This is a genomic window from Nocardioides sp. S-1144 (assembly GCF_005954645.2).
GTDB classification, from domain to species: domain Bacteria; phylum Actinomycetota; class Actinomycetes; order Propionibacteriales; family Nocardioidaceae; genus Nocardioides; species Nocardioides dongxiaopingii.
Window position 1 is genome coordinate 1920413 of sequence record NZ_CP040695.2, and the last position, 25891, is coordinate 1946303.

A 25891-nucleotide genomic window follows, 5' to 3' on the forward strand; every position below is an offset into this window, starting at 1 on the left:
GATCCTCGCCTCACGGAGGGCGACGGACACCCGTGGCTGGTCAGGTGAATGATCGGTAACCTGGGCGGGACCATCCACCAGTACTGCGGAGGCACACCCATGTCCGGATCCGTCATCGTCGCCGGTGCGCGTACGCCGATCGGCCGCCTGCTCGGCGGCCTGAAGTCCCTCAAGGCGACCGACCTCGGTGGCGTGGCCATCGCGGGCGCGCTCGAGAAGGCCGGTGTCTCCGGCGACCAGGTCGACTACGTGGTCATGGGCCAGGTCATCCTCGCCGGTGCCGGGCAGAACCCGGCGCGCGAGGCCGCCGTCGCGGGCGGCGTGCCGATGGGCGTCCCGTCGATCACCATCAACAAGGTGTGCCTGTCGGGCCTCAACGCGATCGCGATGGCCGACCAGCTCATCCGCGCCGGCGAGTGCGAGATCGTCGTCGCCGGCGGCATGGAGTCGATGACCAACGCGCCGCACCTCCTCATGGGCTCGCGCGAGGGCACCAAGTTCGGCGACACCAAGCTCGTGGACTCGATGGCCTACGACGCGCTCTTCGACCAGGTCACCCAGCAGGCGATGGGCCTGCTGACCGAGGAGGTCAACGCCGCCGGCGCCAACCTGACCCGCGAGGAGCAGGACCACTTCGCGGCGCTGTCGCACCAGAAGGCCGCGGCCGCCTGGAAGAACGGCGTCTTCGACGACGAGGTCGTCCCGGTGTCGATCCCGCAGCGCAGGGGCGAGCCGGTCGTCGTCAGCCAGGACGAGGGCGTGCGCGGCGACACGACCGCCGAGTCGCTGGCCGGCCTGCGCCCGGCGTTCTCCAAGAGCGGCACCGTCACGGCCGGCTCGTCCTCGCAGATCTCCGACGGCGCCGCCGCGGTGGTCGTGATGAGCCGGGCCAAGGCCGAGGAGCTCGGGCTCGAGTGGCTGGCCGAGATCGGCGCCCACGGCATGGTCGCCGGCCCCGACTCCTCCCTGCAGCTGCAGCCGGCCAACGCCACGGCGCTGGCCTGCCGCAAGGAGGGCATCGAGCCCACCGACCTCGACCTCGTCGAGTTCAACGAGGCCTTCGCCGCCGTCGGCATCTCCTCGGCCCGCGAGCTCGGCCTGCCCGACGAGAAGGTCAACGTCAACGGCGGGGCGATCGCCCTGGGCCACCCGGTCGGCATGTCCGGCGCCCGCGTGGTCCTGCACCTGGCGCTGGAGCTCAAGCGCCGCGGTGGCGGCGTCGGTGCCGCGGCGCTCTGCGGTGGTGGCGGCCAGGGCGACGCCCTGATCGTCCGTGTCCCGAAGGGCTGAGGGTCGTGGAGGTCGGGGACCCGACGTCCCCGACCTCGTCGCGCGGGCCCGCGCCGGTGAGGCCCGGGCGGTCGCGCGGCTGATCTCCCTCGTCGAGGACGGCTCGCCGAGCCTGCGCGAGGTGACCGCGGCCCTGGCCCCGCACACCGGCCGGGCCCAGGTCGTCGGCGTCACCGGAGCGCCCGGCGTCGGCAAGTCGACGTCGACCAACGCCCTGGTCCGCGCGCTGCGGGACGACGACCGGAGTGTCGGCGTGCTCGCCGTCGACCCGTCCTCGCCGTTCTCCGGCGGCGCGCTGCTGGGCGACCGGATCCGGATGGGCGACCACGCCCTCGACCCGGGCGTCTTCATCCGCTCGATGGCCGCGCGTGGCCACCTGGGCGGGCTGTCGTGGTCGACCCCGCAGGCGATCCGGGTGCTCGACGCGGCCGGCTTCGACGTCGTCCTGGTGGAGACGGTCGGGGTCGGGCAGAGCGAGGTCGAGGTGGCCGGGCTCGCCGACACCACGCTCGTGCTGCTCGCGCCCGGGATGGGCGACGGCATCCAGGCCGCCAAGGCCGGGATCCTCGAGGTCGGTGACGTCTACGTCGTGAACAAGGCCGACCGCGACGGCGCGGCCCAGGTCGCCCGCGACCTGCGCTCGACGCTGAGGCTCGCGGACCGGCGGGACGACGCCTGGGCGCCGCCGGTCCTGACGACCGTCGCCCAGACCGGCGAGGGCGTCGGAGGGGTCGTGGAGGCACTCGCCGAGCACCGGGCGTGGTCGCTGGCTTCCGGCGAGCTCACCCGCCGCCGCGAGCGCCGGGCCCGCGCGGAGGTCGAGGCGATCGCCGTGGCCGCGCTGCGCCGGAGGTGGGCCGACGTCGGCGGGCACGCCGAGCTCGGCCGGCTGGCGGCCGCGGTGGCCGCCGGGGAGTCCGACCCCTACGCCGCCGCCGACCGGCTGCTCCAGCCCGAGCCCTGACCCGCCCCCCGACGACCTGGGGCCTCAGCGCACCCGCAGGTCCACCCACACCGCGCGGTGGTCCGACGACGGGAACGGGTACTCGCCGGTGAGCCGCGACAGCGGGTCCGACGGCGTCGGCCAGAAGACGCCGGCGCCACGGACCCGCAGGTCGCGCGAGGGCAGCACGTAGTCGGCGCGCAGGTTGCCCGGGGCGGGGGAGTCGCTGAAGTCAGCGGTGTCGAGCGCCGGGTCGCCGCGGTGGGTCGTGTTGGCCCCGCCCTGCCGGGCGGCCGCCTCGGGGCCGCCGGCCGAGGTCGGCAGCGGGTCGCGGACGGCGCGGTGGTCGAGCAGCTGGTCGATGGCGGCCGCGACGGAGTCACCGTCGAGCGGGTCGGCGTTCTGGTCGCCGGCGATCACGAACGACGCGCCGCGGGCCAGGCCGCCGCGACGCCCGCGGTCGTCGTAGACGTAGCGGGCGCCCGAGACGTAGTCGGCCCAGAACCGGATCTCGTCGTGGTTGCGCCGGCCGTTGCGGTCCTCGGGGCCGTCGAAGGTCGGCGGCGTCGGGTGCGAGGTCAGGAAGTGCGCCGTGTCGCCACCGATCCTGATCGGCACGTCCCAGTGCGACTTGCTCGACAGCCGCAGGACGGCCTGCTCCTCGGGGGAGTAGAAGTCGGTCGGGATCAGGTTGCCGGGCATGTCCTGCCAGCGGAACTCCTGGAAGGTCCGCACCCGGCGCTGGTCGATCGGGTACCTGCTGAGCACGACCATGCCGTACTGGCCCTCGAAGTCGCCGAAGCCGAACGCGTCGTTGCCGCCGCCGACGGTGCCGTTGCCGTCGAGGTCGAAGCCGCTCGGCACCCCGGTGTTGGACGGCGCGAGGTAGGAGTAGCGGTAGTGGATCGGGCGGGCGCCCTGCTGGCCGACCTCCAGGTAGTTGCGGCGGAACAGGTCGACCGCCGAGCCGTCGGCGACGTGGTCGAACTCGTTGAGCAGCAGCACGTCGGGGCGGGTGCGCTGCACGACCTCGGCCACCGTCGCCGCCTGGACGTCGTCGCGGGTCGACAGGTCGCGCACGAGCTCGCCCGCGGTGGCGCGGTTGAGGGAGGCGTTGAACGTCTGGAACCGCACGGTCCTCCCCGCGTGCCCGTGCGGGCCGCCGCCGTGGTGCCCGCCGGGCCCGCCGTGGTGCCCGCCGTGGTGCCCGCCGTGGTGCCCGGGACCGGCGGTGGCCGGCGGGGTGGCGGTGGCCACGAGGCCGGAGGTGAGGAGGAGCAGGGAGGGCAGGGCGATCAGTCGCGCCCGAGAAAGCGTCGTCATGCCGGTCACCCTGCCACGGCGGCAGCCGCCGACGGGCGAACGGCGGGTGAAGGTTCGCGGGCGAGCACTCCTAGGATTGCGCCATGACGCAGCAGCCCTTCACCCGTCGAGGCGCGATCGACCTCTCCGCACTCAAGCGTCCGGCCACCCCGCCCCCCGGCGCGGGCGCGCCGGCGGGCGCACCCGCCGGTGGCGCGCCGGCCGGTCCGTCGTCCTACGCCGTGTCGGTGACGGCCGAGAACTTCCAGCAGGTCCTCGAGACGTCGATGACGGCGCCGGTCCTGCTGGTGCTGTTCTCGCGCGGACGGATGCCCGAGAGCGGCCAGCTCGCCGACGACCTCGTCACCCTCTCGGCCGAGTTCGAGGGCCGGTTCCTGGCCGGGCTCGTCGACGTCGACGTCTCGCCGCAGATCGCGCAGGCCATGCAGGTGCAGTCGATCCCGCTCGTGGTCGCCGTCCTCGACGGGCGCCCCGCGCCGCTGTTCCAGGACGTCGTCCCGATCGACGAGCTGCGCACCGCGCTCACCCAGGTCATGCAGCAGCTGACCTCGCAGGGCATGACCGCCCGGCACCAGCCGCTGAGCGGCGCCGCGCCCGCCGAGGACGGCGAGGAGCCGGCCGCCGACCCGCGCTACGCCGCGGCCGAGGAGGCCCTGGCGCGCGACGACGTCGACACCGCCGTCGCGGAGTACCAGAAGCTCGTCTCGGCCAACCCGGCCGACGCCGAGGCGGTCGCCGGGCTGGCGATGGCGAAGGTGCTGCAGCGCACCCACGACGTCGACCCGGTCGCCGTGCGGGCCGCGGCCGACGCCGCCCCGGCCGACGTCGACGCCCAGACCCTGGCCGCCGACGTCGACCTCGCCGAGGGCCGACCGGTGGAGGCCTTCGGGCGGCTCGTGGAGCTCGTCCGCGTCACGGCCGGCAAGGAGCGCGACCGGGCCCGCGAGCACCTGATCGGCCTCTTCGCCGCCGTCGGCAACGACGACGCCACGGTCCTGCAGGCTCGTCAGCGGCTCGCCTCCGCCCTCTTCTGAGGTCACGGGACGATGGCGGTGGTGCGCGACTTCGGCTACGGCGCCCAGTGCCTCGGGCGGGGGTGGCGGCTGCTGCGCACCCGCCCGCGGCTGCTGCTGCTCGGCATGGTGCCGGCGCTCCTCGTCTTCTGCCTGCTCGGGGCCGCGTTCGTCGTGCTGCTCCTCAACGTCGGCGGGCTCGCGGCGTGGCTGACGCCGTTCGCCGACGGGTGGGTCGAGCCGGTGCGCTCGCTGCTGCGCGTCCTGCTCGCGGTCGTGATCGTCGTCGCCTCGGTGCTGCTGTGGACCGCCACGTTCACCGGCCTCACCCTCACCGTCGGCGACCCGTTCTACGAGCGGATCTGGCGCGCCACCGAGGACATGATCGGCCCGGTGCCGCTGGGTGACGGCCTCGGCTTCTGGCGCTCGGCGCTCGACGGGCTCAAGCTCGCCGCCGTCGGCCTCTCGTTCTCGGTGCTGGTGCTGCTCAGCGGGTTCATCCCGGTCATCGGGCCGGTGCTCGGCATCGTCCTGGGCCTGACGCTGTCGGGCCGGATGCTGGCCCGCGAGCTGGTCAGCCGGGCGCTGGAGGCCCGGGGGATGGACGCCGCCGCGCAGAAGCAGCTCCTGCACCCCTACCGGCGCTCCGTGCTCGGCTTCGGCGTCGTCACGCAGGCCTGCTTCCTCGTGCCGCTCGGTGGCGTGCTGGTGATGCCGGTCGCGGTCGCCGGCGCGACCGTGCTGGCCCGCGAGATCCTCGACGACGTCCCGGCGCTGCCGTACCCGGTGGTCAAGCAGGGGTAGCCGGGGCGACCGCGTGGCGGCGTCCCCACACCAGGAGCGCCTCGACGACCGGCACCAGGTCCCGCCCGGCCGGGCTCAGTCGGTAGTCCCACCGCGTGGGGGAGTCCTGGTAGGCCTCCCGGACGACGACGCCGGCGTCCTCGAGCGAGCGCAGGCGCGCCGCGACCCGGTCGCGCGGGGCGCCGGTCCCGCGGACGATGTCGCCGAACCGGGTGACCCCGAGGGAGAGCTCGCGGACGACGAGCAGCGACCAGCGCTCCCCGACCAGCTCGAGCGCCGCGGCGGCCGGGCACGGGCGGCCCGGGAGGTCGGTGAGCACGATCTTCGTCATGGTGCTGCTAGCCTGCCGCGGGTGAGTTTGAATATCAAACCGACACGCGCCGACGTCGGCGCCCGCCCGGTCCTGCCCGTCGCCCTCGGGACGGTGCTGGTGCTCGTCGCCTACGTCACGCCGATCGTCTCGCTCCCGGTCACGGCGCCCGACCTCGACGCCGGCGCCGGGGCCCGGGCGTGGATCCTCAGCTCGATGAGCGTCGGGCTGGCCGCGGCGCTGCTGGCCAGCGGCGTCCTCGGGGACCGCTACGGCCGCCGCGCCACCTACGACGTGGGGCTGCTGCTGCTCGCAGGCGGGGCGGTGGCGTGCGCGGTCGCCGGCTCGCCCGCGGTCCTGGTGGCGGGCCGCGTCGTCCAGGGCGTCGGCGGGGCCGCGATCCTGGCGTGCGGGCTGTCCCTGCTCGCCGCGCACCACCCGCCCGGGCCCGAGCGGCTGCGGGCCACCTCGCTGTGGGGCGCGAGCGTCGGGCTCGGCATCGCCGTCGGGTCCGTCCTGGCCGCGGCGGTCGGCGAGGTCGGCTCCGGGTGGCGCGAGACCTACGCCGTCACCGCCGCGGCCGCCGTCGCCCTGCTGGCCCTCTCCTCCCGGCTCGGCACCTCGCGCGCCGAGCACCCGCGCCGCGTCGACGGGCCGGGTCTGGTGCTGCTGGTCGCGCTGCTGACCCTCGTGGTGAGCGCACTGACCCAGGGCCGCGACGGCGTCGACCGGCCCACCGTGGCGCTGGCGGTCGCCGCGCTGGCCTGTCTGGCGGCGCTGGTCGTCGTCGAGCCACGGGTCCGGGAGCCGCTCGTGGACCCGGCGCTGCTGCGCCGCCCGGCCTTCGTGGCGGCGACCCTCGGCTCGCTCTGCCTGGGAGTCAGCATGATCGGGCTCGCGTCCCTCACCCCCACCGTGGCCCAGGTGGGCCTCGGCGCGGGGGTCTGGGCCGCGAGCCTGCTCGCCGCCCTCTGGTCCGGCGTGAGCGTCGTGGCCTCCCTGTCGCTGCGCCGGCTGCCGTGGAGCTTCGCCGGCCCCCGCGGCATCGCCGTGCTGCTCCTCCTCGTGGCCCTCGGCCAGCTCACCGGCCTGGGCCTCGACGAGGGGTCGGGCCTGTGGCGGCTCGCGGTGGTGATGGCGGCCACCGGCGTCAGCACCGGGTTCCTCAACGCGGTGCTCGGCCGCGAGGCGGTGGCCAGCGTCCCGCCCGACCGCACCGCGATGGGCAGCGGCGCCAACAACACCGCCCGCTACCTCGGCGCCGCGATCGGCATCACGCTCCTCGTGACCCTGGCCACCCACGCCGGTGACACCGTCGTCGACGGCTGGAACGTCGTGGTGCTGGCCTGTGCCGCCGTGAGTGCGACCGGCGCGATGCTCGTCGCCGTCGTCGGACGGCCGGGGCGGCGCGACTGAGGGCCGCGCGACCGGTCAGCCCGCGCGACCCCGGTCGGTCAGCGCGTCCAGCAGCACGGCGACGGCGGGGGAGTCGCTCATCGTGCGGCGGTGCACCGCGACGACGTCGCGGGTGGGCGCCGGGTCGTGCGCGCCGACCGCGACCAGCGCGTCGCCGAGCGGCGCGCGGCCCAGGCGCGGCACCAGCGCGATGCCGAGGCCGGCGCGGACCATCGCGAGGTGGGAGTCGAACTCCATGGACTCGTGCGCGATCCGCGGACGACGGCCGGTGCCGTCGTACATCCGGCTGAGCCACTGCCGGCAGATCGTGCCGTCGGGGGTGGCGATCCAGCCCTCGTCGACCAGGTCGTGCGGGGTCACGCGGCCGCGACCGGCCAGGGGGTGGTCACGGTGCACGACGACGTCGGCCTCGTCGGCGGCGACCGAGGTGCGCACCAGGTGGTCGGGGATCTCGAGGGGCACGTCGCCCCAGGTGTGGACCAGCCCGAGCTCGAGCTCGCCGGTGGCGACGAGGTCGACGGTGTCCCACGGCTCGCGCTCGACGAGGGTGAGCCGCAGGTCGGGGTGCTCGTCGAGCACGCGGCGCGCGACCGGTGCGACCAGTCCACGCATCGCGGTCGAGAAGGCCGCCAGCCGCACGTGGCCCGACACCCGGTCGGCCCGGCGGTGCAGCCCGGCCTCGACCTCCTCGAGGTCGGCGAGCAGCCGGCCCCCGGCCTCCACGAGGTGCCGGCCGTGGCCGGTGAGCATCACGCCGCGGCCGACGCGCTCCAGCAGGGCGACGCCGGTCTGTCGCTCCAGCCGCTTGACCTGCTGGGAGACCGCGCTCGGGGTGAAGCCGAGGGCGTCGGCCGCGCCCACCACCGAGCCGTGGGTGTCGACGGCGCGCAGCGAGCGGAGGGCGTCGAGGTCGATCATGCAGCGACCCTACCGAGTCAGGTGCAGAATCGTTCGCTGGTGCTTCATCGTCGGGCGCACGAGGATGGCGGTGTGAACCGCCGTGACTCGCTCCTCGCCGCCCTCGTCGCGACGATCTGGGGCTTCAACTTCGTCGTCATCGACTGGGGCATGGACGGCGTCCCGCCGCTGCTCTTCGTGGCGATCCGCTTCGTCGTGGTCCTGCTGCCGGCCGTGTTCCTCCTCCCGCGCCCCGACCTGCCGTGGCGCACGCTCGCCGCCGTCGGGGTGTTCATGTCGCTGGGCCAGTTCGGCTTCCTCTACGTCGCGATGGACGCCGGCATGCCGCCCGGGCTCGCCGCGCTCGTGCTCCAGGCGCAGGTGATCTTCACCGTCGTCATCGCGGCCGGCGTGCTCCGTGAGCGACCCACGGCGGCCCAGGCGCTCGGCGTGCTCGTCGGGTCGGCAGGACTGGTGGTGGTCGCGCTCGGGCGCGGCGGGCAGGTGCCGGTGCTGGCGCTCGCGCTGTGCCTGCTCGGTGCGCTGTCGTGGGGTGTCGGGAACGTCGTCTCCCGGGCCTCCGGCGCGCGCGGCGGGCTCGCGCTCACCGTGTGGTCGGCGCTCGTCGTCCCGGTGCCGCTGCTGGCGCTGTCGCTGCTGGTCGACGGGCCGGCGGCGGTCGCCGACGGGCTCGCGGCGTTCGGGTGGGAGGCCGGGCTCTCGACCTTGTACACCTCCGGCCTGGCCTCGCTGGTCGGCTACGGGATCTTCAACACCCTGCTCTCGCGCAACCCCTCGGCCGCGGTGGTGCCGTGGGTGCTGCTCGCCCCGGTGGTCGCGATGGCCTCGGCCGCCCTGCTGCTCGGGCAGCGCCCCAACGGCGCCGAGGTCGGGGGCGGCGCGGTGATGGTGCTCGGCGTGCTGGTCGCGCTACGCGCGCCCGCTCTCGGTGTAGGACGCTCCCGGCGCGGGGCCGTCGCCGGTCCCGAGGGTGGCGAGGGCCGCGGCGACCCGGCGCGCGGTGAAGTCGGCGCACCGCTCGGCGACCTGCTCGGCGGTGCAGAACTCCGCGGTCCGGATCTCGCGGGCCTGGTGCACGATCCGCTCGGTGATCGAGGCCGGGTGGGCCCCGCCGTCGAAGACCAGGCAGAGGGCGTCGTCCCAGCCACCCCACGGCGGTAGCCAGTCGGTGAGCAGGAGCCGCCCCGGGGCGAGGGTGAGGGCGAGCTCCTCCTCGACCTCGCGGCCGACCGCCACCTGCGGTGACTCGCCGACCTCGACGACGCCGCCGGGCAGGTCCCAGTCCTGCTTGTAGGTGAGCTGGCACAGCAGCACCCGCGGCACGGGCGTCGCCTCGTCCCGGATGAGCATCTGGGCGATGGCGCGCTTGCGCGGCAGGAACGAGTTCAGCAGCGAGCGGAACGCGCCCGGCTCGCTCAGCGGCGGGTCGCTCGCCAGCCGGGCCAGGACGACGTACTCCTCGGCCTCGGCGCGGTCACCGGTGCCGGGCGCCACCCGCTGCACGCCCTCGCGCCGCAGCCCGCTGCGCGTGGCGACGCGCAGGGAGGACTCGTTGCCGGGCTCGACCCGGGCCTGGACCCGGGTGAAGCCGCGGCCGCCCTGGTCGGCGCCGGTGAGGGCCCAGTCGGTGGCGCTGCGGACGGCGCGGGTCGCCCAGCCGTGGCCGCGCCCGCCGGCGTAGAGCCAGTAGGACAGCTCACCGGTGTGCTCGTCGACCGGTCGCAGCTCGACGGTGCCGACGGGCTCGCCGTCGACGTCGATGACGAAGCTGGTGCGGCCGGCCTCGGCGTGCTCGCGGCGCCACGTGTCGACGATCTCGCGCCACTGCTCCAGCGAGGGTCGCTCGCGCTCGCCGTACCAGTGGCGCACCTGCTCGTCGTGGCCCTCCCACGTCGGCCGGACGTCGCTGTCGCGCCAGGGCCGGAGCGTGACCGTCCCGTCCGTGAGCGTGGGCTGGGGCAGGGGATCGGTGCTCACGTCGTCAGGCTAGTAGGGGCCAGTAGGGGCCGGGCGGGCAGGCGTGGGCGGTGGCCGGGCCCCGGTGGTCCGGGGCCCGGCCGGGCGCCGTCAGACCCGGCTCGTTCCCGCGTCGCGACGCAGCCAGACCGTCGCGAGCGGCGGCACGACCATGTCGGCGTGGGCGGGCATCGAGCCGTGCTCGCCGTCGACGGCCAGCACGGCGCCGAGGTTGCCGACGCCGGAGCCGCCGTAGGCCTGGGCGTCGGTGTTGAGGACCTCGCGCCAGAGCCCGGCCGAGGGCAGGCCGACGCGGTAGCCGTCGTGCGGGGTGGCGGCGAAGTTGCTGATGCAGACCAGGTCGGGGTCGCCGGAGCCCTCGGGCGCGCGTCGCACGAACGAGTAGGTGTTGCGGCCGGCGTCGTCGGCGTCGATCCAGCTGAAGCCGGCGGGGGAGACGTCGTTGGCCCAGGCGGCGGGGGTGGCGACGTAGGTGCGGTTGAGGTCGCGCACCAGGTCGCTGAGCCCGCGGTGCTCGGGGTGCTCGAGCAGCCACCAGTCGAGCTCGCGCGACTCGGCCCACTCCGACTCCTGGCCGAGCTCGCAGCCCATGAAGAGCAGCTGCTTGCCCGGGTGCGCCCACATGAAGGCGTAGTAGGCGCGCAACGAGGCCAGCTGCTGCCAGCGGTCGCCGGGCATCTTGCGTAGCAGCGAGCCCTTGCCGTGCACGACCTCGTCGTGCGACAGCGGGAGCACGAAGTTCTCCGTCCAGGCGTAGGTGATCGCGAACGTCAGGTCGTGGTGGTGGTACTGCCGGTAGACCGGCTCGCGCGCCAGGTAGTCGAGCGTGTCGTGCATCCAGCCCATGTTCCACTTGAAGCCGAAGCCCAGCCCGCCCTGCGACGTCGGTCCGGAGACCCCCGGCCACGACGTGGACTCCTCAGCGATCGTGCAGACGCCCGGGACGCGGCGGTAGACGGTGGCGTTCATCTCCTGCAGGAACTGCACCGCCTCCAGGTTCTCGCGGCCGCCGTGCTTGTTGGGCGACCACTCGCCCGCCTCGCGGGCGTAGTCGAGGTAGAGCATCGAGGCGACGCCGTCGACGCGCAGGCCGTCGCAGTGGAACTCCTCCAGCCAGTACAGCGCGTTGGCGTAGAGGAAGTTGCGCACCTCGGGGCGGCCGAAGTTGAAGATGTGGGAGCCCCACTCCTTGTGCCAGCCGCGCTGGGGGTTGGGGTCCTCGTACAGGGGCGTGCCGTCGAAGTTGACCAGCGCCCACTCGTCGGTGGCGAAGTGGCCGGGCACCCAGTCGAGGATGACGCCGATGCCGGCCTGGTGGAACCGGTCGACGAGGCGGCGGAAGCCGTCGGGGTCGCCGAAGCGCGAGTCGGGTGCGAAGTACGACGTCACGTGGTAGCCCCACGACCCGCCGAAGGGGTGTTGCATGACCGGCATCAGCTCGACGTGGGTGAAGCCGAGGTCCTTCAGGTACGGGACCAGGTCCTCGGCCATCTCGTCGTAGGACCAGAACCGGCCGCCGGGGTGCCGCTTCCACGAGCCGAGGTGCATCTCGTAGATCGACATCGGCTCCTCGACCGGACGCCGCTCGGCGCGCGCGGTCATCCACGCCGCGTCGCCCCACTCGTGGGTGGAGTCGAAGACGCGCGAGGCGGTGTCGGGCGCGACCTCGGCGTGCGCCGCCATCGGGTCGGCCTTCTCGCGCCAGGTGTGGTCGGCGCCGAGCACGACGTACTTGTAGGCCGAGCCGGCGCCGGCGTCGGGCACGAAGAGCTCCCAGACGCCGGACTGGCCGAGCTGGCGCATCGGGTGCTCGCGCCCGTCCCAGCTGTTGAAGTCGCCCTTGACCCGGACCGCGCGCGCCGAGGGCGCCCAGACGGCGAACGACGTGCCGACGACCTCGCCGCCGAGCGGCTCGGTGTAGCGGTGCACGCGCGCGCCGAGCACCTGCCACAGGTTCTCGTGGCGGCCCTCGTTGACCAGGTGCAGGTCGACGGAGCCGAGGGTGGGCAGGAACCGGTAGGGGTCGTCGACGACGACCTCGCCCTGCCCGTAGTCGACGCCGACCCGGTAGCCGGGCACGTCGCCACCGGGGGTGGTGCCGACCCAGATGCCGCCGTGCTCGTGCTCGAGCGGCACCACGGTGTCGCCGAAGCGCACCACGACCCGCTCGGCGAGGGGACGCAGCACCCGGAAGGTGACCTGGGGGCCGGCCGGGCCCTCGCTGACGTGCGGGCCGAGGACGGCGTGCGGGTGCCCGTGCTCGCCGCGGACGAGCTGGTCGAGCTCGTCGCGGGGGATGGGGACAGGGGTGGGGGTGGGCGGTGGCGTGGGTGTGCTCGTCATCGTGCTCCGATCCTGGCCACGGCGGCGAGTGGGATCTCCACCCACGCGGGTCTGTTGCGGGTCTCGTACACGGTCTCGTAAACCGCCTTGTCGGCGACGTAGGCGTCGACGAGGACCTGCTGCTCGGCGGTCAGGTCACCGCCGGCGTAGGCGGCGAGGAAGTAGCGCTGGTTGCGCGCGGACCACTCCTGGCCGCGCCGGCGTCGCTCGGCGAGGGCCTCGGCGTCGCCGCTCTCCTGGCGCTGCCGCTCCCCGGCGTGCGGGGCGTAGTCGAAGGAGCGCAGCATCCCGGCGACGTCGCGCCAGGGGGAGTCGGGCAGCAGCCGCTCGGCGAGCGGCTTGGCGGGCTCGCCCTCGAAGTCGACGATCTTCCACCCCGCCGCGGTGCGCAGGGTCTGCCCGAGGTGCAGGTCGCCGTGCACGGTCTGCACGTCGATGCTCGCGAGCGCGCCGAGGGCGTCGTAGGCCGCGCGCAGCCGGTCGGCGTGGGGCGCGAGGCCGGGGACGACGGTCAGGGCGGCCTCGAGCCGCGACCGCATCGCCGTCGCGATCGCCGCGGGCGTCGGCACCGACGCCGGGTCGGTCGGCACCTGCTCGTGCAGCGTCGTGTGCACCTCCCGCAGCGCCTCGCCGAGGCGCCCGGCCTCGCCGGAGAAGTCGCCGCCGGCCTCGCGGGCCTCCACCTCGGGGTCGGCGTACAGGTCGCGCACGCTGGTCAGCGCGAGGTCCCAGCCGTCGGTGGCGGTGCGCAGGAACTGCTGGAGCATCCCGAGGTGGGTGGGCAGGCCGCCGCCCTCGGGCGCGAGCTCGACCCAGCCGTAGAGGTGCGCGACGTGGGTGGAGCCGGCGCGGGTCAGCGCGTCGTGGGTGGTGATGTCGGGGTTGGGGCCCGGCGTCACCTTGCGGAAGATCTTGAGCACCGAGTCGTCGCCGTAGAGCACCGAGGAGTTCGACTGCTCCCCGGAGAAGAGGCTGCCGGTCGCGGTGGTGTCGATCTCCTCGCCGGGGACGCGGTGGAACCGCAGCCCGCCCAGCTCGGCCGTCCCGGCCTCGGCGGCGCCGAAGGCCCGCAGCCACAGCCCGGTGGCCTGCTTGTCGTGCAGCGCGTCGTAGGCGTGCACCCAGCCGAGGTCGGGGTCCTCCCACCAGCCGACGAAGGCGTGGTCGAGGCGGTGCTGCGGCTCGGTGTAGTAGCTCAGCGGCACCTGGTACAGCTCGGGGGAGCCGCCGTCGGCGTAGGTGAGCTCGACGAGCAGGACGTCGAGGGTCGGCTCGCCGTCGCCGAGCCGGCCGATGCGCCGGCCGGCGGTGACCTCGAAGTCGCGTCCCTTGCCGCCGAACCAGCGCGTCTTGACCAGGTACGGCGCGAAGACCGACAGGTCGAGGTGGCCGCTGCCCGCGTCGGGCGTCCCGGCGCTCACAGCAGGTGCCCCTCGTCGGGCCGCTCGCTGGGCACGAGGCGGAACCAGTAGAAGCCGTAGCCGCTCAGCGTGAGCAGGTAGGGCAGCTCGCCGACGGCGGGGAACTCCACCCCGCCGAGCAGCTCGACCGGCACCATGCCCTCGAAGCGGCGCAGGTCGAGCTCGACCGGCTGCGGGAAGCGCGAGAGGTTGTTGACGCACACGATGACGTCCTTGTTGCCCTCGTCGTCGGTGTGCTCGCGGGCGTAGGACAGCACGGTGGAGTTGGTGCCACCGAGGTCGTGGAAGGTGCCGAGCCCGAACGCCGGGTGCTGGCGCCGGGCGTGGATCATCCGGCGGGTCCAGTGCAGCAGCGAGGACGGGTTCTCCAGGTGCGCCTCCACGTTCACGCTCTGGTAGCCGTAGACCGGGTCCTGGATGGCCGGCAGGAACAGCTTGCCGGGGTTGGCCGAGGAGAACCCGGCGTTGCGGTCGGGCGTCCACTGCATCGGCGTCCGGACGCCGTCGCGGTCGCCGAGCCAGATGTTGTCGCCCATCCCGATCTCGTCGCCGTAGTAGAGCACCGGCGAGCCCGGCAGCGAGAGCAGCAGGGCGGTGAACAGCTCGATCTGGTTGACGTCGTTGTCGAGCAGCGGGGCCAGCCGGCGGCGGATGCCGATGTTGGCCTTCATCCGCGGGTCCTTGGCGTACTCGTCCCACATGTAGTCGCGGTCCTCGTCGCTGACCATCTCGAGGGTGAGCTCGTCGTGGTTGCGCAGGAAGATGCCCCACTGGCAGCCCGACGGGATGGCCGGGGTCTGCTCGAGGATCTCCGAGATCGGGAAGCGCGACTCGCGCCGCACCGCCATGAAGATCCGCGGCATCACCGGGAAGTGGAAGCACATGTGGCACTCGTCGCCGCCGGACTCGAAGTCGCCGAAGTAGTCGACGACGTCAGAGGGCCACTGGTTGGCCTCGGCGAGCAGCACCTTGCCGGGGTACTTCTCGTCGACGAAGCGGCGCACCTTGCGGAGGAACTCGTGGGTCTCGGGCAGGTTCTCGCCGTTGGTTCCCTCGCGCACGTAGAGGTACGGGACGGCGTCGAGGCGGAACCCGTCGAGCCCCATGTCGAACCAGAACGAGATGGCCTCGAGGATCGCGTCGTGGACCTTCGGGTTCTCGTAGTTCAGGTCGGGCTGGTGGGAGAAGAACCGGTGCCAGAAGTACTGCTGGCGCACCGGGTCCCAGGTCCAGTTCGACGGCTCGGTGTCGACGAAGATCACCCGGGCGTCCTGGTACTTCTCGTCGGTGTCGGACCAGACGTAGAAGTCGCCGTACGGACCGTCGGGGTCCTCGCGGGAGGACTGGAACCAGGCGTGCTGGTCGCTGGTGTGGTTGGCGACGAAGTCGATGATCACCCGGATGCCGCGGGCGTGGGCCTCGTCGAGGAAGTGGTGGAAGTCCTCGACCGTGCCGGCCTCGGGGAGGATGTCGGTGTAGTCGGAGACGTCGTAGCCGCCGTCGCGCAGCGGCGAGGAGAAGAACGGCGGGACCCACAGGCAGTCGACGCCGAGCCACTGCAGGTAGTCGAGCTTCTCGGTCAGGCCCTTGAAGTCGCCGGTGCCGTCGCCGTTGGAGTCGCGGAAGCTGCGGACCATGACCTCGTAGAACACCGCGGTCTTGAACCAGTCGGGCGTCTGGTTGATCGGCTCGCCGGGACCGGCCGGGAGCACCGGCTGCTCGACCGGCTCGCCGGTCGTCGAGGCGCCGACCGCGCCGGTGGCGTCGGGGCCGGTGGGGTGGGACGTCGTCATGCGGGCCTCCTGACGACCAGCACGTGGGCCGGTTCGTGGTGCGGGTCGAGCCGGACGTAGTCGTGCTCGCCCCAGGTCCAGTCGGCCCCGGTGATCTCGTCGTGGACGACGAACGAGTCGTCCCACCCGAGGCCGAGGGCCGGCATGTCGAGGTGCACGGTGGTCTCGCGGGCGCCGTGCGGGTCGAGGTTGATGACGACGATCACCGTGTCGTCCTCGCCGTCCGCGGTCGTGGCGCGCTTGGAGAAGACGAGCACGTTCTCGTCGTCGGCGGAGTGGATGGTGATGTTGCGCAGCCGCTGCAGCGCCACGTGGTCGCGGCGCACCTGGTTGAGCCGGGTGAGGTACGGCGCCAGGGTGCGCTCCTCGGCGTCGGCGGCGGCCCAGTCGCGGATCCTGATCTGGAACTTCTCCGAGTCGAGGTACTCCTCGCTGCCCGGCTTGACCGCCACGTGCTCGAAGAGCTCGTAGCCGGCGTACACGCCCCAGCTCGGGACGCTCGTCGCGGCCAGCGCGGCGCGGATCTTGAAGGCCGGCGGGCCGCCGTACTGGAGGAACTCGTGGAGGATGTCGGGGGTGTTGACGAAGAAGTTCGGCCGCATGACGTGGTCGGACTCCGAGCTCACCTCGCGCAGGTACTCCTCGATCTCCCAGCGCTGGGTGCGCCAGGTGAAGTAGGTGTAGCTCTGCTGGTAGCCGACCGAGCCGAGGCCGTGCATCATCGGCGGCTTGGTGAAGGCCTCCGAGAGGAAGATGACGTCGGGGTCGGTGCGCCGGACCTCGGCCAGCAGCCACTCCCAGAAGGCCAGCGGCTTGGTGTGCGGGTTGTCGACGCGGAAGATGCGGACGCCGTGCTTCATCCACAGCCGCACGATCCGCAACACCTCGCGGCAGATCCCCTTGGGGTCGTTGTCGAAGTTGACCGGGTAGATGTCCTGGTACTTCTTGGGCGGGTTCTCGGCGTAGGCGATGGTGCCGTCGGCGCGGGTGGTGAACCACTGGGGGTTGCTGGTCACCCACGGGTGGTCGGGCGCGGCCTGCAGGGCGAGGTCGAGGGCCACCTCGAGGCCCAGCTCGCCGGCGCGCGCCACGAAGGCGTCGAAGTCGTCGAAGTCGCCGAGCTCGGGGTGGATGGCGTCGTGGCCGCCGTCCTTGCTGCCGATCGCCCACGGCGACCCCGGGTCCTCGGGACCGGGGGTGAGGGTGTTGTTGGGTCCCTTGCGGTTGACCTCGCCGATCGGGTGGATCGGCGGCAGGTAGATGACGTCGAAGCCCATCGCGGCGACGGCGTCGAGCCGCTCGGCCGCGGTGCGGAAGGTGCCGCTGGTGACCTTGCCGGTCACCTCGTCCTGGGTGGCCCCCTCCGAGCGGGGGAAGAACTCGTACCAGCTGCCGTACAGCGCGCGCTCGCGGTCGGCCCACGCCGGGAAGGGCCCGGCGACGGTGAGCAGCTCGCGCAGCGGGTGGGCGGCCAGGACCGCGGTGACGTCGTCGGACATGAGCTGGGCGAGGCGGGCCTCGGGCGGGCGGGCGGTGTCGGCGGCCGCGCTGAGCGCCCCGGAGAGCACCGACTTCTCGGCCTTGGTGCCCTTCGGCAGGTCGGCGACGACCCGCTCGAGCAGCAGCCGTGCCTCGGTGAACATCAGCTCCACGTCGATGCCGGCCGGCACCTTGATGCCGGCGGCGTGCTGCCAGGTGGCGATCGGGTCGGCCCACGCCCGCACCTCGAAGGTCCAGGCCCCGGGCTTGTCGGGCGTCACCCAGGCGACGTACCGGTCGACGGGGTCGGGCTGGCGCACCATCGGGACCGGCGCCTGCCGCTTCCCCTTGGGCGAGATGAGCACGACGTCCGCGGCGAGCTTGTCGTGACCCTCGCGGAAGATCGTCGCGGAGACGGGGAACGGCTCGTCGACGGTCGCCTTGGCGGCGAGCCGCCCGAGGTCCACGACGGGGTGCACGTCCATGACTGGGATTCGACCGACCATGCACTCACCCTTGCTGGTCGTCGGTGGTGGTGCAACCTCGTCGTGCGGGTGAAGACACCGGCACGGCCCAGGTACTTGGATCGATCCAAGAATTGTCGGTACCTTTCGTGCGTGCGCGCCATCCGTCGATTCACCGTCCGTCCCGTCCTGCCTCCGGCTCTCGCCCCCCTGGGCGAGCTGGCCGGCAACCTGCGGTGGTCCTGGCACCCCGAGACCCAGGACGTGTTCGCCGAGGTCGACCCGGTCCTGTGGGAGTCCACGGGGCGCGACCCGGTGCGCCTCCTCGGGGCCGTGGGCCGGTCCCGGTTCGACGAGCTCGCCGCCGACGAGGGCTTCCTGGCCCGCCTCGGTGCCGCGCGGGCCGACCTCGAGACCTACCTGACCGCCGACCGCTGGTACCAGCGCCGGATGGCGGCGGGCAGCGAGTCCGCCGCCCCCGGGCCGCGCACGATCGCCTACTTCTCACCCGAGTTCGGCATCACCGCCGTCCTCCCGCAGTACTCCGGCGGCCTCGGCATCCTGGCCGGCGACCACCTCAAGGCCGCCAGCGACCTCGGCGTCCCGATCATCGGCGTCGGCCTGCTCTACCGGCACGGCTACTTCAAGCAGTCGCTCTCGCGCGAGGGCTGGCAGCAGGAGACCTACCCGGTGCTCGACCCCGACGAGCTGCCCATCTCGCTGCTGCGCGAGCCCGACGGCTCCGGCGCGACGATCGCCATCCAGATGCCCGACGGTCCCGACCTCATCGCCCGGATCTGGGTGGCCAGCGTCGGCCGCGTGCCGCTGCTGATGCTCGACACCGACGTCGAGGGCAACCCCGACCACTACGTCGACGTCACCGACCGGCTCTACGGCGGCAACTCCGAGCACCGGCTGCGCCAGGAGCTGCTGCTCGGCGTCGGCGGGGTCCGCGCGCTGCGCGCCCACGCCCGCATCACCGGCAGCCCCGAGCCCGAGGTGTTCCACACCAACGAGGGCCACGCCGGCTTCCTCGGCATCGAGCGGATCCGCGAGCTCACCGTCGCCGCCGACGGGCCCGGCCTCGACTTCGAGACCGCCCTCGAGGTCGGCCGCGCCTCGACGGTCTTCACCACCCACACCCCGGTGCCGGCCGGCATCGACCGCTTCCCGCGCTCGCTGGTCGAGCAGTACCTCAACGTCGACGCCGGCGCTACGCCCGGCGTCCCGACCGAGCGGATCCTCGCCCTCGGCACCGAGGACTACGCCGACGGCGACGCCTCGGTCTTCAACATGGCCGTCATGGGCTTCCGCCTGGCCCAGCGCGCCAACGGCGTCTCCCAGCTCCACGGCGAGGTCAGCCGCGGGATGTTCAACGGCCTGTGGCCGGCCTTCGACGAGGCCGAGGTCCCGATCGGCTCGATCACCAACGGCGTCCACGCGCCGAGCTGGGTGGCGCGTGAGGTCTTCGGCCTGGCGACCTCCCAGGGCGCCGACGGCGGTGCCGACGACGCCGAGAGCTTCTGGGACGCCGTCGACCGCGTCCCCGGCACCGACGTGTGGTCGGTCAAGCGGACCCTGCGCGAGCGGCTCGTCGTCGACGCCCGCAAGCGGCTCGCGAAGTCGTGGGAGAAGCGGGGGGCGGCCAAGGCCGAGCTCAAGTGGATCGAGGACGCGCTCGACCCCGACGTCCTCACGATCGGCTTCGCCCGTCGCGCGGCCTCCTACAAGCGGCTGACCCTGATGATGCGCGAGCCCGAGCGGCTCAAGGCGCTGCTCCTGCACCCCGAGCGGCCCATCCAGCTCGTCATCGCCGGCAAGGCGCACCCCGCCGACGACGGCGGCAAGAAGCTGATCCAGGACATCGTCCGGCTCTCCGACGACCCCGCGATCCGGCACCGCATCGTCTTCCTGCCCAACTACGACATCGCGATGGCGAAGCCGCTCTACCCCGGCTGCGACGTCTGGCTGAACAACCCGCTGCGCCCCTACGAGGCCTGCGGCACCTCCGGCATGAAGGCCGCCCTCAACGGCGGCCTCAACCTCTCGGTGCTCGACGGCTGGTGGGACGAGTGGTACGACGGCGAGAACGGCTGGGCCATCCCCACCGCCGACGGCGTCGAGGACATCGACAAGCGCGACGACCTCGAGGCCGCGGCGCTCTACGACCTGATCGAGAACGAGGTCGCCCCGCGCTTCTACGACCTCGACGCCGACGGCGTCCCGACCCGCTGGGTCGAGATGCTGCGGCACACGCTGAAGTCGCTCGGCCCGAAGGTGCTCGCGACCCGCATGGTGCGCGACTACACCCGCCAGCTCTACGCCCCGGCCGCCGTCAACGCCCGCGCGCTCAACTCCGACTACGCCGGGGCCCGTGAGCTCGCCGCGTGGAAGGCCCGCGTCAAGGGCACCTGGCCCGAGGTCAAGGTCGAGCACGTCGAGAGCAGCGGGGTCGGCGACGCCGCCGAGGTTGGCGGCCACCTGAGCGCCCGCGCCTTCGTCTCGCTCGGCGCCCTGTCGCCCGACGACGTCGAGGTCCAGCTGGTCCACGGCCGCGTGCAGTCCGACGACACCCTCGTCGACACCGCCTTCGTCGCCCTCGAGCTCGCCGAGACCTACGAGGGCGGCCGGCACCGCTTCGACGGCACCCTCGCCCTGGACCGCAGCGGTCCCTTCGGCTACACCGTCCGCGTGGTCCCGAGCAACGGGTTGCTGACGTCGTACGCCGAGCTGGGCGTCGTCGCGACCGCCTGAGGATCCCCGCCCCGCCCCGGCACCCCTCGCGCTCCCGTCAGACCGGGCAGGCCGCGACGGGCAGCTGGGCGGGGCCCTGGATGAAGATGTTGGAGATGTAGCCGGCGACCGGGCTCGAGATCCGCGCCCAGCGGTCGTTGGTGTAGCCCTCGGCGGTGACGGTCTCGCCGACCGCCTCGCAGACCACGTGGACGGTGGTCGGGGCGGCCAGCTGGCCGACCGGCGCGCCCGAGGTGTCGGGGGTCGGGCGCACGTTCACGTTCGAGACCCACGTCTGGAACGGCGTCCCCGCGGGCGGCTCCGGGGGAGTGCCGCCCATGGCGAGCGCCACGTCGGCCCGCATCGCGTCGAGGTCGATGAACGACGGGTCGATCTTGCCGCTGGTGCTGGTCTCGCGGTGGCCGCGGGCGTGCGAGGCGTCGCGACCGAGGTGGGCCAGCACCGCCGCCGTCGCGGCGACCGACGCGTCGTACTGGGCCTGGGTCATCTCCTGGACCTGGCCGCCGCCGCCGTCGCCGGCGTAGTCGATCTCCCACCCGATCATCAGCGTGTTGCCGTCGCCGGACGGGATCGGGCCCGAGCCGCGGCTGGCGCCGGCGTGGTTGGCTCGGTTGCCGCTGATGACGTGGAAGACGCCGTGGTGGTCCACGAGGGCCTGGCACAGGGGGCCGGGCAGGTCGGCGCGGCCGTTGATGCACACGTTCAGCGCGGGCGCGGGGTTGGTGGCGCTGCTCGGCGCCGCGGTGTGGTGCCACAGGACGCCGATCGGGGCGAACCCGGAGCCGGCGCTGCGAGCCATCCAGTCGCCCTCCTCGACGACCTGCACCCCCGCCCCGCGCAGGACGTCAGCGAGCCACGAGATCGCCACGGGTCACCGCCCCGCTCTCGATGAGGTCGGCCAGGCACTCGGCGAGCTCCCCGCCGTCCGCGCCGGCCGCGGGAGGCCGGGCGAGCAGCAGCGGCGCCGCCCCCACGGCGCCGAGGCCGAGCAGGACGTGGCGGCGGTGGGGCCGGGGCCGGACGGGTGGGCTGCCTGCTTCGTGGGACGCCATGCAGGTCATGTCAGCACGGATCGCCCGCGCCGTGACGGGGGGATTCCCTTGACCTCGCCCCGGACGGCGACCCGGCCCGGCCCCACGACCGGCCCTACGGCCCGGCCCGGCCGGTGACCTCGCCCAGGACGACCACGCAGGGACCCGACAGCGCCAGCGTCCCGCCGGCGTGCACCGTCGTGCCGACCGCGACGCCGGGGTCGGTCGAGAGCACGACCTCCCCGGTGTGGGTCCAGCGGTTGCGCGGGAGCTCGAGGTCGACCGGGTCGGCACCGCTGTGGAACCACAGCACGAACGACGAGTCCGACTGCTGCTCGCCGCGGGGGCCGGGGGAGCGCAGGGGGTCGCCGAGGACGAACATGCCGAGCGTCGTCAGGTCCTGGTCGTGCCAGTCGGCGGTGGTCATCTCGCGCCCCCCGGGGTGCAGCCAGACCAGGTCCTTGGGGCCGCCGGCGATCGTGGGACGGCCCTCGAACCAGTGCCGCTGGCGCAGCGCCGGGTGCGAGCGTCGCAGCCGCAGCGCCGCCTTGGTGGTCTCGTAGACGTCGAGCCACGCGTCGTCGGCGCTCCAGTCGATCCACGAGGTCTCGTCGTCCTGGCAGTAGGCGTTGTTGTTGCCGCCCTGGGTGCGACCGCGCTCGTCGCCCGCGGTGAGCATCGGGACGCCGTTGGACAGGCAGAGCGTCGCCATCAGGTTGGCCGCGGTGCGCCGGCGCCGCGCCACGACGTCGGCGTCGTCGGTCTCGCCCTCCACGCCGTGGTTGTGCGAGCGGTTGTTGTCGGTGCCGTCGCGGTTCCGCTCGCCGTTGGCCTCGTTGTGCTTGACGTCGTAGCTCACCAGGTCGCGCACGGTGAACCCGTCGTGGGCGGTGACGAAGTTGACCGAGGCGTACGGCGAGCGGCCGTCGTCGGCGTACAGGTCGGAGGAGCCGGCGAGCCGGGTGGCGACGTCGCGGGTGCCGGTGGACCGGCCGCGCCAGTAGTCGCGGATGGTGTCGCGGTACTGGTCGTTCCACTCCACCCACGGCGGCGGGCACTGGCCGACGACGTAGCCGTCCATCGTGGCGTCCCACGGCTCGGCGATGAGCTTCACCCCGCGCAGCACCGGGTCCTGCCCGACGGCGGTCATGAAGCGCGAGCGCATGTCGATCTGGCGCTCGGTGCGCGAGAGGGCCGAGAGCAGGTCGAAGCGGAAGCCGTCGACGTGCATCTCGTCGGCCCAGTAGCGCAACGAGTCGAGCACCAGCCGCAGCGCGAACGGGTCGTCGGTGTCGACGGTGTTGCCGCAGCCGGTGGCGTCCCAGTAGGCGTCACCGGCGCCCGCGGCCCGCGAGCGGGTGTAGAACGCGTCGTCGTCGAGCCCCCGGAAGGACAGCGTCGGCCCGTCGGAGCCGGCCTCGGCGGTGTGGTTGTAGACGACGTCGAGGTAGACCTCCAGGCCGGCGGCGTGGAAGGCCCGGACCATCTCCTTGAACTCGGTGACCTGCTCGCCACGCTCGCCCGAGGACGCGTAGGCGTTGTGGGGGGCGAGGAAGCCGATGGTGTTGTAGCCCCAGTAGTTGCCGAGCCCGCGCTCGGTCACGCTCGGCTCGGAGAGGAACTGCTGCACCGGCAGCAGCTCGACGGCGGTGACGCCGAGGTCGCGCAGGTAGTCGGTGACGGCGGGGCAGGCGAGACCGGCGTAGGTGCCGCGCAGGTGCTCGGGCACCCGGTCGTGCAGCGCGGTCATGCCCTTGACGTGCAGCTCGTAGATGACGGTGTCGCGCCAGCGCTGGCGCTTCGGGCGCTCGCCGCCCCACGCGAAGTCGTCGGGCGCGACGACCACCGAGCGCGGGACGTGGGGGGCGGAGTCGCGGTCGTCGCGGCGCTCGGGGGCGTCGGCGTCGAAGCCGTAGACCGCCGGGTGCGGGGTGAGCGTGCCGCTGACCGCGCGCGCGTAGGGGTCGAGGAGCAGCTTGGCGGGGTTGAACCGGAGACCGCGGGCGGGGTCCCAGGGCCCGTCGGCGCGGAAGCCGTACCGGGTGCCGGGCGCGACGTCGGGCAGCGCGCCGTGCCACGTGCCGAGGGTGCGCTCGGTGAGCGGGTGCCGGGTCTCGCGGCCGTCGTCGTCGAAGAGGCACACCCAGGCCCTCGTCGCCCGCGGCGCGTGCACCGCGAAGTTCGTCGCCTCGACGCCCCACGTGGCGCCGAGGGGCTCGTGCCGCCCGGGCCACACGTCCGCGCGCTCACCCATGCTGTTCCACACGCCCGGACTCATTCGGCCGATGATAGGGCGCGCAATGATAGGCAGGACGCAGCGGCTCACCGGCCGCGCGAGGGCAGGGGAGAGGAACGACATGGCGGAGTTCGTGCGGCTCGAGGTCAGCGACGGCGTCGGCACCATCCGGCTGGACCGGCCGAAGATGAACGCGATCAGCGTCCAGGTCCAGCACGAGCTGCGGGCCGCGGCCGCCGAGGCGACCGAGCGCGACGACGTCCGGGCCGTGGTCGTGTACGGCGGCGAGCGGGTCTTCGCCGCCGGCAACGACGTCAAGGAGATGGCCGGGCTCTCCCACGCCGAGATGGTCAAGCTCTCCGCGTCGGTCTCCTCGGCCGTGACGGCCGTGGCGCGGATCCCCAAGCCCGTGGTCGCGGCGATCACCGGCTACGCGCTCGGCGGGGGCTGCGAGCTCGCGCTGGCCGCCGACGTCCGGATCGCCGCCGACGACGCCACGCTCGGTCAGCCCGAGGTGCTGCTCGGCATCATCCCCGGCGCCGGCGGCACCCAGCGGCTCGCCCGGCTGGTCGGACCGAGCCGGGCCAAGGACATCATCTTCACCGGCCGGTTCGTCAAGGCCGAGGAGGCGCTCGCGATCGGCCTGGTCGACCGCCTGGTCCCGGCGGCCGAGGTCCACGACGCCGCCCTGGCCTGGGCCGCGCAGTTCTCCTCGGCCGCCGCGCTCGCGCTCCGCGCGGCCAAGGAGAGCATCGACCGGGGGCTGGAGACCGACCTGGAGACCGGCCTCGAGATCGAGCGCCAGCAGTTCGCCGCGCTCTTCGCGACCGAGGACCGCACCCGCGGGATGACCTCGTTCGTCGAGAGCGGGCCGGGCCGGGCCACCTTCGTCGGGCGCTGACGGCGGGTCGTCCGGGGGCGTATCTATCCGCGTCACCGTGTGACAGTCTTCACCCGCGACGAGGCCCGACCCGGAGGACCGACATGACTGACGAGAAGACCACGACCGACGCGCCGCGGCGGGAGTCGGCCGCGCCCGAGGCCGGCGACGACACGACGTCCACCGACCGGGGCCGTAGCCTTCCCGGCATGGACCTGGCGAAGCTGCGGATCGCGCTGGCGCGCGCGCTCTGGGCGGTCTGCGTGCTCTTCGCCCTGATCCTGGCCTCGGCGGTGCTGATGATCGCGCTGGAGGCCAACCCCGCCAACGACCTGGTCCGCTTCGTCGTCGACCGGGCCGACGACGTCGACCTCGGCTTCTTCGACCTCAGCAACCCGATCAAGGACTTCGACACCGCGCTGGCCGAGACCCAGGACACCAAGACCGCGCTCTTCAACTACGGCATCGCCGCGATCGTCTGGCTGGTCGTCGGCCGCATCGTCGACCGGCTCGTGCGCCCCTGAGCGGCTCCGTCGTCGGATGTGGCGCACGTCGCACCCGTGTGCCCTAGGTGCGGGTGGTCCCACCGTGTTGACTCGGCGGTAACCTGCCAACGTCGCATCATCCGGGCCCCCGGCCCGCCGAGTGCATCAGGAGGGGCCCTCCGGGCCACACCACCATGAACATTGTCGTCTGTGTGAAGTACGTGCCCGACGCCACCGCCGACCGGCGGTTCGAGTCGGACAACACCGTGGACCGGGTCGGCGTCGACGGGCTGCTGTCGGAGCTCGACGAGTACGCCGTCGAGCAGGCCCTGCAGCTGAAGGAGAAGCGCGAGGGCGAGGACGTCACCGTCACCGCGCTCTGCGTCGGCCCCGAGAAGGCGCTGGACGCCGTCCGCAAGGCCCTGCAGATGGGCGCCGACCAGGGCGTCCACGTCAGCGACGAGGCGATCGCCGGGTCCGACTACGCCGCGACGTCGCTCGTGCTGGCCAAGGCCGTGGAGAAGATCGGCGCCACGCTCGAGGACGGGAAGGTCGACCTCGTCGTGTGCGGCATGGCCTCCACCGACGCCTCGGGCTCCGTCGTCCCGGCGATGCTCGCCGAGCGGCTCGGTCTCCCGCAGGTCACCTTCGCCTCGGTCATCGAGACCCAGGGCGACCAGGTCCGCATCAAGCGCGACGGCGACACCGCCACCGAGGTGATCGGCGGCACGATGCCGCTGGTGCTCTCGGTGACCGACCAGTCCGGCGAGGCCCGCTACCCCTCGTTCAAGGGGATCATGGCGGCCAAGAAGAAGCCGCTGGAGACCTACAGCCTCGCCGACATCGGCCTCGAGGCCGACCAGGTCGGCCTGTCGGTCGCCTGGAGCGAGGTCACCGACACCACCGAGCGGCCCCCGCGGACCGCCGGCGAGATCGTCAAGGACGAGGACGGCTCGGGCGCCTCGGCGCTCACCGAGTTCCTCGCGTCCAAGAAGTTCATCTGAGCCGGCC

20 protein-coding genes and 1 pseudogene are annotated in these 25891 nt (G+C 73.4%); 10 read left to right on the top strand and 11 right to left on the bottom strand.

Features of this window, described 5'->3' with window-relative positions; translation table 11 throughout:
* Positions 1-99 precede the first annotated feature (99 nt).
* Both FE634_RS09045 and meaB read left to right on the top strand, forming a co-directional pair.
* The gene (locus FE634_RS09045; protein WP_138875691.1) at positions 100-1290 is read left to right on the top strand and encodes an acetyl-CoA C-acetyltransferase; all 1191 of its coding nucleotides are present in this window, start codon (positions 100-102) and stop codon (positions 1288-1290) included.
* Positions 1274-2254, top strand: a complete 981-nt coding sequence (meaB, locus tag FE634_RS09050) for a methylmalonyl Co-A mutase-associated GTPase MeaB (RefSeq protein ID WP_138875692.1) — start codon at positions 1274-1276, stop codon at positions 2252-2254. Before FE634_RS09045 ends, meaB begins: the two co-directional genes overlap by 17 nt.
* 24 nt (positions 2255-2278) lie before the next feature.
* Here the strand turns inward: meaB and FE634_RS09055 are convergent, their stop codons facing one another.
* The gene (locus tag FE634_RS09055; RefSeq protein ID WP_138875693.1) at positions 2279-3556 is read right to left on the bottom strand and encodes an endonuclease/exonuclease/phosphatase family protein; all 1278 of its coding nucleotides are present in this window, start codon (positions 3554-3556) and stop codon (positions 2279-2281) included.
* Between the two features lie 83 nt (positions 3557-3639).
* Here FE634_RS09055 and FE634_RS09060 point away from each other — a divergent pair, with 83 nt between their 5' ends.
* Positions 3640-4590: a tetratricopeptide repeat protein gene (locus tag FE634_RS09060; RefSeq protein WP_137292064.1), complete on the top strand. Its 951-nt coding sequence runs from the start codon at positions 3640-3642 to the stop codon at positions 4588-4590.
* A gap of 21 nt (positions 4591-4611) precedes the next feature.
* Positions 4612-5373: an EI24 domain-containing protein gene (locus FE634_RS09065; protein ID WP_187366865.1), complete on the top strand. Its 762-nt coding sequence runs from the start codon at positions 4612-4614 to the stop codon at positions 5371-5373.
* Here FE634_RS09065 and FE634_RS20995 read toward each other — a convergent pair.
* Positions 5360-5704, bottom strand: a complete 345-nt coding sequence (locus tag FE634_RS20995) for a winged helix-turn-helix transcriptional regulator (RefSeq protein ID WP_187366866.1) — start codon at positions 5702-5704, stop codon at positions 5360-5362. The genes FE634_RS09065 and FE634_RS20995 overlap by 14 nt on opposite strands.
* 21 nt (positions 5705-5725) lie before the next feature.
* Between FE634_RS20995 and FE634_RS09070 the strand changes: the two genes are divergently transcribed.
* On the top strand, positions 5726-7099 hold the full coding sequence (locus FE634_RS09070; RefSeq protein WP_187366867.1) for an MFS transporter: 1374 nt from the start codon (positions 5726-5728) through the stop codon (positions 7097-7099).
* A gap of 15 nt (positions 7100-7114) precedes the next feature.
* Here the strand turns inward: FE634_RS09070 and FE634_RS09075 are convergent, their stop codons facing one another.
* The gene (locus FE634_RS09075; RefSeq protein WP_138875696.1) at positions 7115-8017 is read right to left on the bottom strand and encodes a LysR family transcriptional regulator; all 903 of its coding nucleotides are present in this window, start codon (positions 8015-8017) and stop codon (positions 7115-7117) included.
* Between the two features lie 150 nt (positions 8018-8167).
* On the opposite strand from FE634_RS09075, the pseudogene FE634_RS09080 reads away from it, so the two are divergent.
* A pseudogene (locus FE634_RS09080) lies at positions 8168-8869 on the top strand (EamA family transporter); the annotation flags it as partial.
* 57 nt (positions 8870-8926) lie between these two features.
* On the opposite strand, the gene FE634_RS09085 reads toward FE634_RS09080, so the two are convergent.
* The 5 genes from FE634_RS09085 to FE634_RS09105 form a co-directional block, all read right to left on the bottom strand.
* Positions 8927-9994 (bottom strand): NUDIX hydrolase, encoded by a 1068-nt coding sequence (locus FE634_RS09085; RefSeq protein ID WP_138875697.1) that lies wholly within the window; start codon positions 9992-9994, stop codon positions 8927-8929.
* A gap of 90 nt (positions 9995-10084) precedes the next feature.
* The gene (glgB, locus tag FE634_RS09090; RefSeq protein ID WP_148240527.1) at positions 10085-12337 is read right to left on the bottom strand and encodes a 1,4-alpha-glucan branching protein GlgB; all 2253 of its coding nucleotides are present in this window, start codon (positions 12335-12337) and stop codon (positions 10085-10087) included.
* Positions 12334-13758: a maltokinase N-terminal cap-like domain-containing protein gene (locus FE634_RS09095; RefSeq protein ID WP_137292058.1), complete on the bottom strand. Its 1425-nt coding sequence runs from the start codon at positions 13756-13758 to the stop codon at positions 12334-12336. The genes glgB and FE634_RS09095 overlap by 4 nt, the downstream gene beginning before the upstream one ends.
* A complete protein-coding gene (treS, locus tag FE634_RS09100) occupies positions 13755-15551 on the bottom strand; it encodes a maltose alpha-D-glucosyltransferase (protein WP_138875698.1) in 1797 nt (598 codons plus the stop codon). The genes FE634_RS09095 and treS overlap by 4 nt, the downstream gene beginning before the upstream one ends.
* Positions 15548-17536 carry an alpha-1,4-glucan--maltose-1-phosphate maltosyltransferase gene (locus FE634_RS09105; protein WP_138875699.1) on the bottom strand — a complete coding sequence of 663 codons (1989 nt, stop codon included), beginning with the start codon at positions 17534-17536 and terminating at the stop codon, positions 15548-15550. The genes treS and FE634_RS09105 overlap by 4 nt, the downstream gene beginning before the upstream one ends.
* 111 nt (positions 17537-17647) lie before the next feature.
* Between FE634_RS09105 and glgP the strand changes: the two genes are divergently transcribed.
* Positions 17648-20248 carry an alpha-glucan family phosphorylase gene (gene glgP / locus FE634_RS09110; RefSeq protein WP_148240528.1) on the top strand — a complete coding sequence of 867 codons (2601 nt, stop codon included), beginning with the start codon at positions 17648-17650 and terminating at the stop codon, positions 20246-20248.
* A gap of 37 nt (positions 20249-20285) precedes the next feature.
* On the opposite strand, the gene FE634_RS09115 is transcribed toward glgP, so the two are convergent.
* The 3 genes from FE634_RS09115 to glgX form a co-directional block, all read right to left on the bottom strand.
* Positions 20286-21116 (bottom strand): peptidoglycan recognition protein family protein, encoded by an 831-nt coding sequence (locus FE634_RS09115; protein WP_212721371.1) that lies wholly within the window; start codon positions 21114-21116, stop codon positions 20286-20288.
* The gene (locus FE634_RS09120) at positions 21094-21309 is read right to left on the bottom strand and encodes a hypothetical protein (protein WP_138875701.1); all 216 of its coding nucleotides are present in this window, start codon (positions 21307-21309) and stop codon (positions 21094-21096) included. Before FE634_RS09120 ends, FE634_RS09115 begins: the two co-directional genes overlap by 23 nt.
* An 85-nt stretch (positions 21310-21394) precedes the next feature.
* A complete protein-coding gene (gene glgX, locus FE634_RS09125; RefSeq protein ID WP_148240529.1) occupies positions 21395-23557 on the bottom strand; it encodes a glycogen debranching protein GlgX in 2163 nt (720 codons plus the stop codon).
* A gap of 79 nt (positions 23558-23636) precedes the next feature.
* On the opposite strand from glgX, the gene FE634_RS09130 reads away from it, so the two are divergent.
* The 3 genes from FE634_RS09130 (at position 23637) to FE634_RS09140 (ending at position 25884) form a co-directional block, all read left to right on the top strand.
* Positions 23637-24416: an enoyl-CoA hydratase/isomerase family protein gene (locus FE634_RS09130; RefSeq protein ID WP_138875702.1), complete on the top strand. Its 780-nt coding sequence runs from the start codon at positions 23637-23639 to the stop codon at positions 24414-24416.
* 83 nt (positions 24417-24499) lie between these two features.
* Complete coding sequence (locus FE634_RS09135) at positions 24500-24919, top strand: hypothetical protein (protein WP_246060490.1); 420 nt, start codon at positions 24500-24502, stop codon at positions 24917-24919.
* A gap of 173 nt (positions 24920-25092) precedes the next feature.
* Complete coding sequence (locus FE634_RS09140; protein WP_246060489.1) at positions 25093-25884, top strand: electron transfer flavoprotein subunit beta/FixA family protein; 792 nt, start codon at positions 25093-25095, stop codon at positions 25882-25884.
* Positions 25885-25891: the final 7 nt, after the last annotated feature.

Coding starts and splice junctions, on each gene's coding strand:
- FE634_RS09045 (WP_138875691.1), top strand. CDS start 100: ATGTCCGGATCCGTCATCGTCGCCGGTGCGCGTACGCCGATCGGCCGC.
- FE634_RS09055 (WP_138875693.1), bottom strand. CDS start 3,556: ATGACGACGCTTTCTCGGGCGCGACTGATCGCCCTGCCCTCCCTGCTC.
- FE634_RS09060 (WP_137292064.1), top strand. CDS start 3,640: ATGACGCAGCAGCCCTTCACCCGTCGAGGCGCGATCGACCTCTCCGCA.
- FE634_RS20995 (WP_187366866.1), bottom strand. CDS start 5,704: ATGACGAAGATCGTGCTCACCGACCTCCCGGGCCGCCCGTGCCCGGCC.
- FE634_RS09075 (WP_138875696.1), bottom strand. CDS start 8,017: ATGATCGACCTCGACGCCCTCCGCTCGCTGCGCGCCGTCGACACCCAC.
- glgB (WP_148240527.1), bottom strand. CDS start 12,337: ATGACGAGCACACCCACGCCACCGCCCACCCCCACCCCTGTCCCCATC.
- treS (WP_138875698.1), bottom strand. CDS start 15,551: ATGACGACGTCCCACCCCACCGGCCCCGACGCCACCGGCGCGGTCGGC.
- FE634_RS09105 (WP_138875699.1), bottom strand. CDS start 17,536: ATGGTCGGTCGAATCCCAGTCATGGACGTGCACCCCGTCGTGGACCTC.
- FE634_RS09120 (WP_138875701.1), bottom strand. CDS start 21,309: ATGACCTGCATGGCGTCCCACGAAGCAGGCAGCCCACCCGTCCGGCCC.
- glgX (WP_148240529.1), bottom strand. CDS start 23,557: ATGAGTCCGGGCGTGTGGAACAGCATGGGTGAGCGCGCGGACGTGTGG.
- FE634_RS09130 (WP_138875702.1), top strand. CDS start 23,637: ATGGCGGAGTTCGTGCGGCTCGAGGTCAGCGACGGCGTCGGCACCATC.
- FE634_RS09135 (WP_246060490.1), top strand. CDS start 24,500: ATGACTGACGAGAAGACCACGACCGACGCGCCGCGGCGGGAGTCGGCC.